At 47.2% G+C, this 14,590-nt stretch carries 15 protein-coding genes; 12 read left to right on the forward strand and 3 right to left on the reverse strand.

The features are described 5' to 3' along the window. Nucleotides 1-530: 530 nt before the first annotated feature. From ACO0KV_RS13440 to ACO0KV_RS13475, 8 genes are all read left to right on the forward strand, one after another. Nucleotides 531-1,034, forward strand: a complete 504-nt coding sequence (locus tag ACO0KV_RS13440; RefSeq protein ID WP_423043044.1) for a hypothetical protein — start codon at nt 531-533, stop codon at nt 1,032-1,034. 214 nt (nt 1,035-1,248) lie between these two features. Beyond that, complete coding sequence (locus ACO0KV_RS13445; RefSeq protein WP_423043045.1) at nt 1,249-2,067, forward strand: head GIN domain-containing protein; 819 nt, start codon at nt 1,249-1,251, stop codon at nt 2,065-2,067. A gap of 358 nt (nt 2,068-2,425) precedes the next feature. Beyond that, entirely contained in the window at nt 2,426-3,532 is a 1,107-nt protein-coding gene (locus ACO0KV_RS13450; RefSeq protein WP_423043046.1) for a substrate-binding domain-containing protein, read from the forward strand. Nucleotides 3,533-3,734: 202 nt separating this feature from the next. Beyond that, nucleotides 3,735-4,991 (forward strand): TIGR03862 family flavoprotein, encoded by a 1,257-nt coding sequence (locus ACO0KV_RS13455; protein WP_423043047.1) that lies wholly within the window; start codon nt 3,735-3,737, stop codon nt 4,989-4,991. Between the two features lie 222 nt (nt 4,992-5,213). Further along, nucleotides 5,214-5,540 carry a PilZ domain-containing protein gene (locus ACO0KV_RS13460; protein WP_423043048.1) on the forward strand — a complete coding sequence of 109 codons (327 nt, stop codon included), beginning with the start codon at nt 5,214-5,216 and terminating at the stop codon, nt 5,538-5,540. A 172-nt stretch (nt 5,541-5,712) separates the two neighbouring features. Then, the gene (locus ACO0KV_RS13465; protein ID WP_423043049.1) at nt 5,713-6,213 is read left to right on the forward strand and encodes a YbaK/EbsC family protein; all 501 of its coding nucleotides are present in this window, start codon (nt 5,713-5,715) and stop codon (nt 6,211-6,213) included. Between the two features lie 18 nt (nt 6,214-6,231). Then, complete coding sequence (locus tag ACO0KV_RS13470) at nt 6,232-6,438, forward strand: DUF1289 domain-containing protein (protein WP_423043050.1); 207 nt, start codon at nt 6,232-6,234, stop codon at nt 6,436-6,438. Nucleotides 6,439-6,462: 24 nt separating this feature from the next. Beyond that, nucleotides 6,463-7,380, forward strand: a complete 918-nt coding sequence (locus ACO0KV_RS13475) for an MBL fold metallo-hydrolase (RefSeq protein WP_423043051.1) — start codon at nt 6,463-6,465, stop codon at nt 7,378-7,380. On the opposite strand, the gene ACO0KV_RS13480 is transcribed toward ACO0KV_RS13475, so the two are convergent. Then, a complete protein-coding gene (locus tag ACO0KV_RS13480) occupies nt 7,381-8,235 on the reverse strand; it encodes an enoyl-CoA hydratase-related protein (protein ID WP_423043052.1) in 855 nt (284 codons plus the stop codon). Between the two features lie 29 nt (nt 8,236-8,264). Beyond that, a complete protein-coding gene (locus ACO0KV_RS13485; RefSeq protein WP_423043053.1) occupies nt 8,265-8,918 on the reverse strand; it encodes a TetR/AcrR family transcriptional regulator in 654 nt (217 codons plus the stop codon). A gap of 128 nt (nt 8,919-9,046) precedes the next feature. Between ACO0KV_RS13485 and ACO0KV_RS13490 the strand changes: the two genes are divergently transcribed. The 4 genes from ACO0KV_RS13490 to ACO0KV_RS13505 all read left to right on the forward strand — a co-directional run bounded on the left by ACO0KV_RS13490 (nt 9,047) and on the right by ACO0KV_RS13505 (nt 12,972). Beyond that, complete coding sequence (locus tag ACO0KV_RS13490) at nt 9,047-10,021, forward strand: NAD(P)H-dependent flavin oxidoreductase (RefSeq protein WP_423043054.1); 975 nt, start codon at nt 9,047-9,049, stop codon at nt 10,019-10,021. Nucleotides 10,022-10,261: 240 nt separating this feature from the next. After that, nucleotides 10,262-11,428, forward strand: a complete 1,167-nt coding sequence (locus ACO0KV_RS13495) for a carbonic anhydrase (RefSeq protein WP_423043055.1) — start codon at nt 10,262-10,264, stop codon at nt 11,426-11,428. A 234-nt stretch (nt 11,429-11,662) separates the two neighbouring features. Next, nucleotides 11,663-11,830, forward strand: coding sequence for a hypothetical protein (locus tag ACO0KV_RS13500; protein ID WP_423043056.1), 168 nt, complete (start codon nt 11,663-11,665; stop codon nt 11,828-11,830). A gap of 302 nt (nt 11,831-12,132) precedes the next feature. Further along, the gene (locus ACO0KV_RS13505) at nt 12,133-12,972 is read left to right on the forward strand and encodes a Rossmann-like and DUF2520 domain-containing protein (protein ID WP_423043057.1); all 840 of its coding nucleotides are present in this window, start codon (nt 12,133-12,135) and stop codon (nt 12,970-12,972) included. Here the strand turns inward: ACO0KV_RS13505 and ACO0KV_RS13510 are convergent. Continuing rightward, entirely contained in the window at nt 12,957-14,423 is a 1,467-nt protein-coding gene (locus tag ACO0KV_RS13510; protein WP_423043058.1) for a sensor domain-containing diguanylate cyclase, read from the reverse strand. The two genes, ACO0KV_RS13505 and ACO0KV_RS13510, sit on opposite strands and share 16 nt — an antisense overlap. Nucleotides 14,424-14,590 lie beyond the last annotated feature (167 nt).

Below are 14,590 nucleotides of genomic sequence, written 5' to 3' on the forward strand. Positions count from 1 at the left end.
CGAACAGGACCGTGAAACGACTCTGCGCCAATGATAGTGCTGCAACCAGTGTGAAAGTAGGTTATCGTCAGGCTCCCCCATGCAACCCCTCTCTACTTACGTAGTGAGGGGTTTTGCTTTTATAGTGAGAATTCTTGTAGTTCGATATTGATAGTTCAATGTCTCCTCTGCAGAGAGAAGCATTACACTTTCTGCCAACCTTGAATCACAAAGAGCAAACTGAATTCTTTTGTAGGACGGGTCCAACTCGCCAACGCGATGTAGACTCAACTTGCCACATATTGTTGCGCCAGCCCACCACGATAGTCTGGTCGTTGCCTGATCTTCGGCCACATGTATTCATGGAAATCTAATTTTCTCCGACCGTTGTATCTCCTCGTCTTTGCGTTCTTAGCTCATAAACGTCTCTAAATCAGTTCAAATTAATAAAGTGGGCATGAAGTTTGCATAAATTCCTTGCAGACAGAGTTATTTCGTATAAAACTTCATTACATTAACACTAAATTATTTTCGTAAACGGAGCGCTACCTATGATGACCGTCCCCATTGTGATGGATATTGAAGCGTCTGGGTTTGGAGCTGGAAGTTATCCTATTGAAGTCGGTTTTTCACAGCGGCATGGTGAAGGATGGTGCACATTGATCCGCCCTCATGATGACTGGCAACACTGGGATGAAGGGGCAGCACAAGTGCATCGGATTCCGCGTGAAATATTGGTTGAACGTGGTCGCCCCGTTGCACGGGTGGCTGAAAGTCTGAATCAGATTCTTGCAGGACATACTGTGTACACCGATGGCTGGGCCCATGATTATGTCTGGCTTGCCAAATTATTCGATGCAGCTGATCAGCAGCCGCATTTCCGGTTGGCGGATTTCAGAGAAATTCTCTCCCCTAAGCAAGAGGAGCTATGGCATCAGACGAAAGATCAGGTTCAGATTGATCTGAATGTTAACCGTCACCGTGCCAGTAATGATGCCCGCATTTTGCAACTGACCTGGTTGCGTACTTACGATGCGTGCAAAACACTGCATTAGCAGCGCGTAATAAATTCACATTCCTTTTCGCCCTTTCAGATAACAGATTAAAAACGACAAGGTCAGTGCGGATCAGGTGCGTCATTTTGCTTCTCATCCCCAATAATTTACGCACTGTCGCAAGTCAGTCGCGTGTCCTCCAACAAATGCATATCCTCTCATTATGACGCAGCTCAATGCTGTCATTGCTATTTGTGAATTTTTGGAGAAAATTATGAAAAAGCATATTTCTACCAAGCTCAAGAGGATCTCTTACGGTCTTGTCCAGTGTCTGACGCTGGCGGGCATTTTTTCTGTCGGAACACCTGTTTTTGCTCAAAGTCAGCATGAGATTGTGGGCGGAGAAGCACGAGAGCGCCGTGAATTGTCGACGAAGGTCGTCAATGTCGTCATGAGTGGACCGATGCAATTAACAATTAAAATGCAACCCAAGCCTGACATCTATGTGAACGGTGATCCTAAGTTGGTCGACAAAGTGACGACACGCATCGAAGGTAATACGCTCTATGTCGGAACACGTGGAATTTTTGTTGCAGTTGGAAAAACACAGCCCATTACGGTTGAGTTAAATCTGCCATCCTTGGAGAGACTTCAGTTGATAGGCAGCGGCAACACGCTTGTACAGAATTTAAAAGGAGAAAAACTGGACGTCGATGCACGCGGTAGTGGCAATCTTATGCTTGATGCTGATTATGCGATGCTCTCGTTGAGGACAACGGGTAGCGGCAATATGCAAATACGCCTGCCGAACAGTGAGACAGTGACCGTGTATTCGCATGGTTCTGGCAACATGATTTTAGATGGACAGACCAAATTCTTGCAAAGTGAGCTCGCTGGCTCCGGTAGCATGAACGCGCTTGGCCTGCGATCTACTCAAGCCAAAGTTCGCCTCGCTGGTTCTGGAGATATGACGGTTACTGTCAATGATGAAGTGAAGGCCGTGACCACAGGCAGTGGTAATCTCCACATTCATGGAAAACCGGCCAGACGGACGATTCAGCATACAGGGTCGAGCCAGACTATCTGGCACTAAAAAGCACCGAAATAAATTCAACATCGAATTAAATCCGTCTTTTTCGTACATCTTGTGGCAATGCAGCAAATATATCAGAGGGGTCGATTTGTTGTAATTCAGCCTCTTTCAATTCGATTATTATATTTTACACAAAAATATTAATTGGTTTAACTTTTTAAAGTTTAGTAAAAATATGGAAAGATTACAAAATAACTAAATTAAACGCTATTGGTCGGTTGTTGTAGATGTGACTATATTTGCTTAGAAACTTTTCTGTAATAATCAGCGCGCGGCTGTAAGTATTTGTTTCATAAGTGAACTGTTTTACCCGCGGAACACAACGCGGGTTTGCTCTCAACCTGACCAATCCAGAACTATGATGACTATCAACAGTAAGTGTGTGACAGCGTTGTTTTTAGTAGTTTGTTTTATCTCCGGCGCATTCGCGCAAGAAAATCCTATGCAGTTTCTGAGTAGTGCGAATGCCAAAGTCGCACGTGCTGCAGCACTTAAAAATCGTTGGGAAGGACCTATCGATAGCCCAAAGCTTCAAAAGAAAAAGAAAATCATTTTTATCGGTGGCGACATGAGTGACGCCGGTACGGCGGCTGTTTTCAATGGTGTCAGAGAAGCATCTGCTGCGGGCGGATGGGAAACGTTAACGATTGATTGCCGCGGGCGTTGCAATCAGGGCGCCGCTATCATTACCCAGGCATTGGACATGAAAGCCGATGGCATTATTCTGGCCGGTGTTGATTACAGTACGCAAACAAAAGGGCTGTCGGCAGCTGCCAAAGTCAAAGTGCCGGTTGTGGGATGGCATGCATCAGTAAAGAGTGGACCGACAGAGGGCTTATTTACCAATATTACATCGAATCCAAAAGAGGTTGCTCAGGTAGCCGCCCTATACACGGTCGTTGAATCGAATAATAAAGCAGGGATCGTCGTATTTACTGATTCGTCGAATCCGTACATGCTAGCCAAGTCTAGTGCCATCATCGAGACGATTAAACAATGCGAAGGCTGCCGTTTATTGAGTGTTGAAGACGTTGCGATCAATGATGCTTATCTCAAAATGCGATTAGTGATTGAGAATCTCGTCAAACGACACGGTGTTAAATGGACCCATGTGATTGCAGTCAACGACTATTATTTTGATCTGCTCAATACTTCATCCATCGCAGCGCTCGTCGCTGCGAACAAATTGGTTGGCGTATCGGCAGGTGACGGGTCTCCGACGGCTTATAAGCGTATCCGTGCAAATGATATTCAGACTGGCACCGTGCCGGAACCACTGGCGATGCACGCGTGGCAATTGGTCGATGAGTTAAACCGCGCGTTGACCGGTCAACCGCCAAGTGGGTACGTAACCGCGGTACATTTAGTCACCGCACAAAATATCGCTTACGATGGCGGTGCAAAAAACACCTTTGATCCTGCGAACGATTATCGCAATCATTATCAGCAAAACTGGCTGAAATAGTCTGTTTTTTGTGGTCATGTCGACTGGGCAATGAAAACAGGCAGGCGACACCCGCACGGGTCTACAATACCGAAATTGTGACGCTCTTTGTTTTATATCTATGCCGTGAAGCAGAGAGAACGCGTATGATATCGCCCCTACCGATGAATTCATCGCGAGTGATTATCCCGATGGGAACTTAGTGTTATTGTCGACCTTATACATGCAAACAACGAATCCACAGTCTTATCCATCACCGTCACCCCATGTCATCATTGTGGGTGGTGGTCCCACTGGTTTAATGGCGGCTGAGACGCTATCCAGACAAGGCGTTCGGGTTGATCTCTATGATGCGATGGCGACGGTGGGTAGGAAGTTTTTGCTAGCTGGTAAGGGCGGCATGAATCTGACCCATTCGGAGGATTTTTCTGCATTTGTGTCTCGCTACGGGAGCCGTGCTGAAGCGTTGAGGACGATGCTCACCTTGTTTGATGGTGCAGCAGTCCGTGCATGGGCGCAGGGCCTTGGTATTGAGACCTTTGTTGGTAGTTCAGGAAGAGTATTTCCGGTTGATATGAAAGCCGCGCCATTATTGCGGTCTTGGTTGCATCGCCTGCGCGAGCAAGGTGTGCACTTTCATATGCGGCATCGCTGGATTGGTTGGACAGAGGATGGACTTGGTTTGCAATTTTCAACACCCGATGGCAACAATATCGCCCGTGCGGATGCAGTGATCCTAGCCTTGGGCGGCGCCAGTTGGGCACGTCTTGGATCCGATGGGAAATGGGTCGAACTTTTGCAACAACGTGGTGTTGATATTGCGCCATTGCAGCCCGCAAATTGTGGCTTTGATCTTCCCTGGAGCCATTTTTTCAAAGAGAAGTTTGCCGGTAAGCCGGTACTGACGGTGGCCGCACAAGTTAGCGGTTCGTCAGACGGTATGCGTAAAGGACAATTTGTGATTACTGAAGGTGGCGTCGAAGGTAGTCTGATTTACGCCTTGTCAGCACGTCTGCGAGAACAAATCAATGTCATGGGGCATGCCATTCTGGAACTCGATCTATTGCCAGACACTAGCGTCGAGCGTGTGCTGCAGCTGTTAAGTTCGGGGCGCGGTTCACGTTCTTTTTCAACGTATCTGAAATCAACGCTTGGCCTTGATTCTCTTAAGCTAGCAATGTTGTATGAGGTGCTTACGAAAGAACAAATGCAATCTACCGTTGAATTAACGTCACTGATCAAAAAGTTGCCCTTACGGTTGATGACACCTCGTCCGATTGATGAAGCAATCAGTAGTGCTGGTGGTGTGAAATTTGAAGCGTTGAGTGCGCAGGGAATGTTGAATGCTTGTCGAACCGTATATTGTGCGGGCGAAATGTTAGACTGGGAAGCACCGACCGGTGGCTATCTATTAACAGCTTGTCTGGCAAGCGGGAAGCAGACCGCTGAAAATGTATTAAACCACTTCAGCAGAACATAAATGATGCCGCTGGAGACTCGCACTAACAATGGATATTTTCTTGCGATGGCTAGTTGTCATGGTGAATGAATGTCTGTTAGCCATCTTTGCAAAGAACAAGCAAAAGTGAAGTCAATAAAAGTGCCATTTTTAAGAATCCCTCTGCAAGTTCCTCCGATTAGTTGTTACAATCTTGGTTTTGCTATTCAGCAAAATCCTTGATTAGTAGCATCGACTGTTTTTATGAGTGATTCCCGAACTTCTCCGCGCCTTGCGGTCGCCTGGCGGGCCGCAATACAGATTGCGGCCGGCAGAATAGTGCCCGCGAAAATTGTTAATTTTTCTGCTGCTGGTATTCAGATACAAACCAGCGTCATGCTAAGGGAAAAGCAAACCTATCCAATGATGATGGAAATCCCAAGTCACAACGATGCTTCGGCACGTACACAGGTAGTTTGCAAAGGAACTTGTCAGTACACCATATTGAGTGGGAATGAATATCGTGCTGGTATTAAGTGTACCGATTTGCCGCCGCAGCATCAGGAGCTGTTAGAAAGCTGGGGCGGTTAAGCGCTGTTGACTTGCGTGTCACGACACTTGTGATATCAGTTTAAGTAGGCCTGACAATAAACTGTCGGCTAACGTCAGTCAGTTTTTGAGCGTAGAGCAAGTCTTTTTTCACTGTGTTATAAATGGTGCTCTTGGATATTCTTATCCGGAACGTGTAACCATGATCGCGAAAATGAATACTGTCCACGTCGACCACACTTTGCCTGAATCGTCTCTGCGCGTTGCTAGCTTACTGGCAAGCATCGGTCACGATCAGCCTATCGTTATTCTTCCAGCCTCAGGTAAAACAGCTTCTGAGGCGGCAGCCGGACTTGGATGTGACATCGCCGAAATTGCGAAATCTATCGTTTTCCGTCGCGTTGCTGATGATGTTGGTGTGATGGTAGTCACCAGTGGCATTAACCGTGTTGATGTCGATAAAGTCGCGGCGATTGTCGGCCCGTTAGGAAAGGCTAATGCTCAGTTTGTACGTGAAAAAACTGGCTACGCGATTGGTGGTGTTTGTCCGCTAGGTCACGCAGAAAAAACGATTATTCTGGTTGATCAGGATTTGCTGAAATACAAAACCGTATGGGTTGCTGCCGGACATCCTCACGCGGTATTTAGCCTCTCTCCGCAACAACTAATTGCCATGACCAACGCCCCTGTGGCAGACGTCGCTTTGCTTTCTTGAATTGAACTGAATCAGTCTATGAGTATTTTGTATGAATTTGAACCCAGTACAGCCTCACTCTCTGAGCCTGTACCATCGCCTTGTGTTGGCGTCTGTAAAATGGATGAAAAGGCGGGATGGTGTGCGGGCTGTTTTCGTACTCTTGATGAATTGCGAGGCTGGGGCACTGCCAGCAATGAACGCAAGCTGGAAATCTGGCAACAAGTAAAGCACCGGCTATTTTAACGTCTTCTTTTTGAGAGCCACAACATGGGTGATGCACAGTTTCAGCTTCCAGTCGGTATGCACCTGTTCGAACGTGGCTGGTTATCATCAAATAATATTTTATTCGTCAGCGACACCGGAACCGCTTTAGTCGATAGTGGCTACGTACGTCATGCGCCACAAACCCTCGCGCTGGTTCAGCATGCGCTACAAGGGCAGTCGCTTGATCTGCTAGTCAACACGCATCTCCATTCTGATCATTGCGGTGGTAATGCGTTATTGCAGCAGACGTATGCTTGCAAGACGCTGATTCCTTCAGCCGATATGCCATTGGTTGAACGCTGGGATGAGACACAATTATCGTTTGATGGCACTGGTCAGGAATGTCCGCGTTTTACCGCTGATCTTGGGCTACAAGAAGGGCAACTGCTGCAACTTGGTCATTTAAGTTGGCAGGTATTAGGTGCACCTGGCCATGATCCGCATTCCGTGGTTTTGTATTGTGCGCAAGAAGGACTGCTGATTTCGGCCGATGCGCTATGGGAAAACGGATTTGGCGTGATTTTTCCTGAATTAGAAGGTGAGTCAGGATTTGCCGAGCAGGCTGCCATTTTACAATTGATTGAAGAGCTTGATATCCGTCTTGTGATTCCCGGTCACGGAGCGGCCTTTACCGATAAACAAGCGGCGATTGATCGCGCTCGTAGCCGGCTAGACTATCTGGCGGCAGACACAAAAAGAAATGCCCGCAACGCCATCAAAGTTCTGATCGCGTTTATGTTGCTCGACAAACGTGAAATCACCGTGAGCCAGTTATCACACTATCTGACCAGCGTACGCATGATGCGGATTGCTGTAGAACAACTGGCCGTGCCAGCTACCACGTTGCTGCCGCAATTGATTCAGGAACTCATCAAGGCCGGAGCTGCTCGCCTTGAGGGCGAGCGTTTACTGAGTACGTGATTATTTAAGTTCGTAAGGCGCATCACTGAATGACTGCAACGGCGCCAGATCTGCATAGTTTGTCGGGCGGTTTTGCTGTTTCGCCATAAATGCCTCCATCAGATTATCACTTTGCCAGATGCCGGACTGCAGCCAGCCCATTTGTTGTAGTGCATCGTGCGTGCTGTGATCACGTGCGTAGTGAATCGCCTGCTTGCTACCCCAGATCGCTACCGGTGGTTTTTCAGTGATTTCTTTGGCCATTTGCAGTGCTGCTTCCAGCATGGACTCGGGCGTTTCAAAGACCTCATTGACTAAGCCACAGTTGAGTGCGCGCTGCGCGTTGAGTCTGCGTCCTGTGTAAGCCATTTCATGCACAATGCCCTCAGGGATCAGTTTAGGCAGACGTTGCAATGTACCTAAGTCCGCAGTCATTCCGATGTTGATTTCTTGGATGCAGAAAAATGCATTGCTCGTCGCCAGACGGATGTCAGCCGCACACACCAGATCGACCCCACCACCAATACATCCACCCTGAATTGCCGCAATCACTGGCATCCGTAATTGTTCAATCAGATTGAACGATTGATGCATGTCTTGTAGTATCAATGCAATATTGGCACGCCCTACTGCTTTGTTATCATCAAGAGAAATACCCCCGCCGGCAAACACATCCAACGCCATACCTGCCGTGAAATGCTTGCCGCTCGACGAGATGACCAGTACCCGCGCCGTCGCTTGCTGTTGTAGCTCTTGCAAAATGGTCACCAGCTCTTTAAAAAACACGGGTTGCATCGTGTTGAGGCTATCCGGACGACTAAAACGCAGATGGGCAATTGTATTGTCAATACTAAAATCAAAACACTGGTAAGTCATAAAGAGTCCTTGGATAGAGGTTGTGGTGGTTACTTTGTTGGATGTTCTTCAGGGTGTTGGAGAGAGAATAAGACAGCACGTACAGCGGACTGGAATAGGTGATTTGCGTGGTCGTGCTTGAGGTAAAAACCTTTTAATTCCAGACTGATCACACCATGCATCGCCGCCCACATCAGACGTGCTGCAGCGCTGGCGCTGGATACGGGTAAGGCTCCGCTTTGCATGCAATGCTGGAATTCGGCAATCAATGGCGTAAAGCTCTCCCATGCGGCAATACGAGACGCTTCCGGAGGGACGAAGCCCGCAATTGCATCGCCAAACATCACCATGTAATAGCTAGGGTACCGGCGGGCGAAGGCGTGGTAATAGTTAGCGTATAAATACAGACTATCGATACCCCGAGTGATAGGCGCGCCCAGTTGTTGTGCTGCATACACTGGGAATTCTCGTTTATAGCGGGCAAATCCCTCGAGATACAGCGCATTGGATAAGCCGTCTTTACCGCCAAAAATTGAATACAGCAGTGTCGTTGAGCAATTGACTGCGTCAGCAACCTTGCGAACGGTCAGTGAGCTTGCACCTTCTTCCAGCAATAAGCGACTGGCGGCCTCCAGCATACCCTCACGCATGGATAGTCGTAATGTTTCTTGTTCCTGGCGAAAGTCGACGAGCTTAGGTTTCATTTAGATAAGGAAAATGCAGCGATTTAAAAAACAACGTTTTTTCTGATAACATCATATCAGTGGTAATCATCAAATATCAATAAAACCCAAAAAAACGACTCAACCCCAACCTCGTGTGGAGACTGACTATGTCCAGCAATGCGCATTTACCGAAAGTTTTGCAACATCTCGCGTTACCTGTAATTGCCTCGCCTTTATTTATTGCCAGCGGCCCAAAGCTCGTGGCTGCGCAATGTAAAGCGGGGATTGTTGGTTCCTTTCCTGCACTTAACGCCCGTCCGGCAGAGCTGCTCGATACATGGCTGACCGACTTAAAACAAGAGTTGGCCCAATATCAGGCCGCCAATCCTGAAGCCATCGTCGGGCCAATTGCCGTCAATCAAATTGTGCATCAGTCTAATGACCGCCTTGCCCACGATGTGGCTGTGTGCGTCAAACATCAGATTCCTATCATCATTTCTTCGTTGCGCGCTCCGCCAAAAGAAATGCTTGATGCTATCCATAGTTATGGCGGTATCGTGCTACACGATGTGATTTCTATTCGTCATGCCCAAAAAGCATTAGAAGCCGGTGTTGATGGTTTGATTCTTGTCGCTGCTGGCGCGGGCGGACACGCAGGGGGCTTGTCACCGTTTGCATTGGTTGGCGAAGTACGAAAATTTTTTAAAGGTCCAATCGCTTTGTCTGGATCCATTGCTACCGGTGACGCTATATTAGCGGCACAGGCGATGGGGGCAGATTTTGCATATATTGGCTCGCGGTGGTTGGCGACACCAGAATCCAATGTGGATGACGCCTATCGTCAGGCTATTCTGGAGTCGACAGCGGCTGACATTGTTTATACGAATTTGTTTACTGGTGTACATGGCAATTATTTAAAAAAATCGATTGTAGCTGCTGGTCTAGATCCAGATAATTTACCCGTTGCCGATAAAAGTAAAATGGATTTTGGCACTGGTGGCAGCAAGGCAAAAGCTTGGCGTGATATCTGGGGTGCAGGTCAAGGCGTTGGATTAATGAATGATGCGCCTTCAGTGGCAGAAGTTGTGGCACGTCTTGGAAATGAGTATGCTGCCGCGAAATCACGCTTGCTTGATCTTTAATCCGTGCTGATTAATTTGGCACAAAAGATACTAAAAGGATTTTTGTAAAATCGATCGAGCGACATGATGCTTGAGATAATTTTGTAGAAATCCTGACTGATAAATCAATGCTGGTCGCTTGCGACTGGCATTTTTTATACGAGTCAAAAAGACAATCTTGTTGCGCTGCTGCATCAAATGATTCAAGTTTAAAGACAGATCTGCCGTAACCGGATTATCTTCTCTCACTCTTGCCTGATTATGCGCCGCTACTCTGTTCTCCTGCTTTCACTGTTGTTGGCGATATCCGCTTTCGCGAACGAAGGTTCGTCGTCGTCCCCGCCGTCGAAACCAATCAAACAAGCATCGTCTAAAGAAAAAGACAAAGAGAAAGAGGAATCTTCTAGTTCGTCTTCGTCTTCTTCCAAAGAAAAAGAAAAAGACAAGGAAAAAGACAAAGAAAAAGAAGGTAAAAAATCGTCCAAAGAAGCGAAAGAAAGTAAGGAAAGTAAAGAGAGCAAAGATGCGGCGAAAGAGTCTCTTGCAGCAGATGAGCTTGCAGCAAAAATTGCAGAAAGATTAGCAATTTTAAAGAAAGAAAAAGAATCCGTTAGTCCTGCAGCCGCCGCGCGCTCTGTCATGCGTCCGACCTATGCTGCGCGTCGTGCAGAGCCCGCTAAACCGAAGGCTGCGGTCTCATCCGCAGAGCTACATGGTACAGCAGCGATTGCGGCAGCGATGGACGCGCATGGCGCTGGTGGCTGGACTTATCAGGGTGATAATGGCCCGCTAAGCTGGGGTAAGCTCAATTTAGCAAATGCGAAATGTGATTCAGGTGATCGTCAGTCACCGATTGATATTCGTGACGGTATCAAAGTTAACCTTGATCCAATTGTCTTTGATTATCGCGCATCTGGCTTTAATGTCATTGATAACGGACACACGATTCAGGTCAATGTAGGTGCAGGCAACTATATTACCGTGATGGGACGTAATTACGAATTAGTTCAGTTCCATTTTCATAAACCGTCGGAAGAACGTGTGAATGGCAGAGGATTTGAAATGGTCATTCATCTGGTCCATAAAGACGCCGATGGTAAGCTCGCCGTTATTGCCGTGTTGATCGAGCGCGGTAAACCACAAAACGCGGTACAGCAGGTATGGAACAACTTGCCATTGGAAAAAAATCAACCGCAAGAAGCGCTGACAGCGTTGGATCTCAATCAGCTCCTGCCAGGCAAGAGGGACTACTTTACGTATATGGGATCACTCACCACGCCACCATGTAGTGAAGGCGTTTTGTGGATGGTCATGAAAGAACCGATCGAATTATCATCGGAACAACTGGCGATTTTCAATCATTTGTATCCGATGAATGCACGACCAATGCAAAAAGCGAGTGGCCGTCTGATTAAAGAATCCAACTAAGAGCGGGCCTAGTTGAACAACCGCTCCCCCAAGTTTTTGCAATCAAATCCTTGGGGCGCAAGCCGCGCTTGATTTTGCCCCAATGATACTCAGACTAGTCTGTTGTTACATTGAGTTGAGATCGTACTACATAGTCATACATTCATCGTGTCAACGTAAGTGCACTTCAAGCGCTTAGTTACTAGTAGGAATTCACTCCTGCTTACCAGTAATTAAACGCTTAAGGAGCCTATCATGCGTTTTCCTCAATCGGCAGTTCTGAGCCTTTTGGCACTTATCATCACATCTGCCATAACAAGTGGTTGCGCAGTCTATGTACCTGTACCACGTGGCTACGTGGTTGCACCTGTTCCTGTTGTTATCGCACCAAGCTGGGGTTATCGTGGCGAACACCGCTGGTAATAACCGATATCGTTGAGCCGGATTCGATGTCGCAGATTTTAATGTCAAGCGACGCACAAGCTTCGGCAGATCCATCCCCCGATGTAGTAGCTATTGCGTGGCGATTACGGCTTTTTTTAGCATAAGTGTATTTGTGCTGAGTTGCTTTGTTCATAGTGGCAACTGATCGACTGACCACTTTATTGCCTGCTTGTTCGCCGTGGCGGGTAACTGCTATTGTCGTCATGCGCTCTGTGTTGGTGGGTTTTGCGCCATAATCTACTACCTCACACGATTTTTCGCTTCACGGAATACACCACATCATGAAAACATTATCGATTATTGGCGCTGGTAAGGTCGGAAAAGTTCTGGGTCGATGTTTTCAGGAACATCACCTCTTTAAGCTCACACAAATCCACAATCGTCGTGTAGAAACGGCGATCAGTGCCTGTGAATTCATCGGTGTGGAAAATCAGCTTGCTCTGGCCGACATCACTTTTCTCCGTGCTGCTGATGTATGGATGCTTGCAGTAAGCGATGATCAAATCGTCGACGTTTGTGAAACGCTCCAACAGCAGCAAGTCTTACATGCCAACAGCGTTATTTTTCATTGTAGTGGCTCCAAAGCCTCGACTGAACTGAAAGCAGCAATTGCTTGTGGTGCGGCGATAGCTAGTGTTCATCCTGTTGCGAGTTTTGCTGATCCTGCACAGGTTGCCCAGCAATTTCAAGGTACCATTTGCAGTGTCGAGGGGGACCAGCGCGCACTTGATGTACTCGTTCCTGCACTGAGCGCGATTGGGGCACGTGTTGTACAGATTAGCGCTGAGTCAAAATTGTTGTATCACGCTGGATCGGTATTGGCGAGTAATTATCTGGTAACGCTGCTCGACACGGCACTGCGCGCCTACCAGGCAGCAGGGATTCCCGCCGAATTGTCGCTAGCAATGGCCGCGCCGTTAGCGCGACAGTCCATGGAAAACGTATTCGCCTTGGGGGGCGCTGCAGCGTTGACTGGGCCCATAGCGCGCGGTGATATGCAGACGGTCATGCGTCAACAAATGGTGGTCCGCCATTGGGACGCTAAGGCAGGTGATTTATATCAGGCGTTCATTTCACCAACAGAGGATTTAGCAGAGCTCAAGCGTCATTCAGAAAAATAAACGCTGTTACGGCCGTTTTTCTTAGCCTGCGCTAGCGCCTCATCAGCACGGTCAAAGACGCTGTCTTCGGTTTCGCTTTCCCGACATTCTGCAACACCCATACTGACGGTAATACTCAGCCGTGTACGGGTCAGATCCGTGGTCCGTGAAAAATCGTTAGCGGCGATCGTACTGCGTAAGTTTTCAGCGATTGAGGTTGCTTTTTCTAGGGTACAGTTTTTCAGTAAAATTAAAAATTCTTCACCGCCCCAACGGCAAATCACGTCGCTTTCACGTAGAGATCGTTTAGAAATTGCAGCGATCTCTCGGAGCACATGATCTCCCACTTGACGACCCTGCTTATCGTTAATTTTCTTAAAAAAATCAATATCCAGTAATAACACACACATTGGCTGACGTGACCGTCCTGCATCCAGTAACGATTGCTGGAAAACGAAATCAAAAGCATGCCGGTTTAACAGATTGGTCAGCGTATCCGTCGTTGCTGATTTTTCCAGCTTTGCCTCATACTTTCTAATGGTAAAGAAAGCGATTATCGTCAGCGTTAACGTCAAAATCAGTCCAACCGCCAGATTGAAAAACAGGGTACTGACTTGGGGTTTTAGTACTTCATCTAGGTTTTTGTCGATAACTAACTGCCAACCGAGGTCGGGTAGGGATCGGATGTTGACTAAATGCTTACTGGCATCGAGCTGATATTCCAAAGCTAAGGGCGTGTTTTTTTTATTTGATACTATGTTCGATGCAATATTTTTTAATCCATCAATGGCGTTCAGGTTATCGCTACGACTAGTGGCTCTGGTCCCCGACAATACAATCTCACCTTGTTTATCGACAAAATAAATCGTCGTCTGAAAGTGATCCTGATAGGTGTCGATCATCGTTTTTAGACGATCAGTATTAATGCTGATGCCACTGAGTCCAATGATGCCAAGGAACTTGCCATTGGCGCTTGCAAGTTTGTAATTGATGGCGATGCTCATCACTTCATGATTTAACGGGTCCGCATCCAGCCTGATTTCATAGGGAGCTTTCAGATTTCTGAATTGAAAGTACCAATTATCATGTGGCTCGGTAATGCTTAATGTTTTGATGGCCCCCGCACTGTTGTGTAGACGTCTGCTCTGTTCTGAAACCACGACACTTTCTTGGGCATTGTGTTTGTTTTTGATCTCTTTCAGAAATTGGCTGAGTTGTTCCGTATCTTCTTCGCCATTGGTCAGCCAGTCGCGGGCAAAAGCATTGTTTGCCAACTGAGAGACAGCTTGCGGGCGTGAAAAAGCGCTTTGAAATTCTGCCGCCAGATTATCGCTGAGAGCAGGTAAGCTTTGCTCGGCAAGTGAGTGTGTCAGCGTATTTTGTGAAATAAAAAAACTAGCACCGGTGGTGCCAGCAAATCCAACAATCAAAATCAGAAATAGCCATATCAGCCGACCATATTTTTTTAACATGTTTTTCATGAGCTGTAGACGGAGGGTGTGCAACAATTTTGTTCTGTGATCATACTATAAACCTATGCGGTTTCAGATCAATATAGCTCCCGATTAAAGTTGTTTTGTGGCAATATTCAAAAAAAAGCCGCTCGAGGCGGCATTTTTTCTATTTTTATAACGTTTTA

Source organism: Undibacterium sp. RuRC25W (genome assembly GCF_049339825.1).
Lineage (GTDB): Bacteria > Pseudomonadota > Gammaproteobacteria > Burkholderiales > Burkholderiaceae_D > Undibacterium.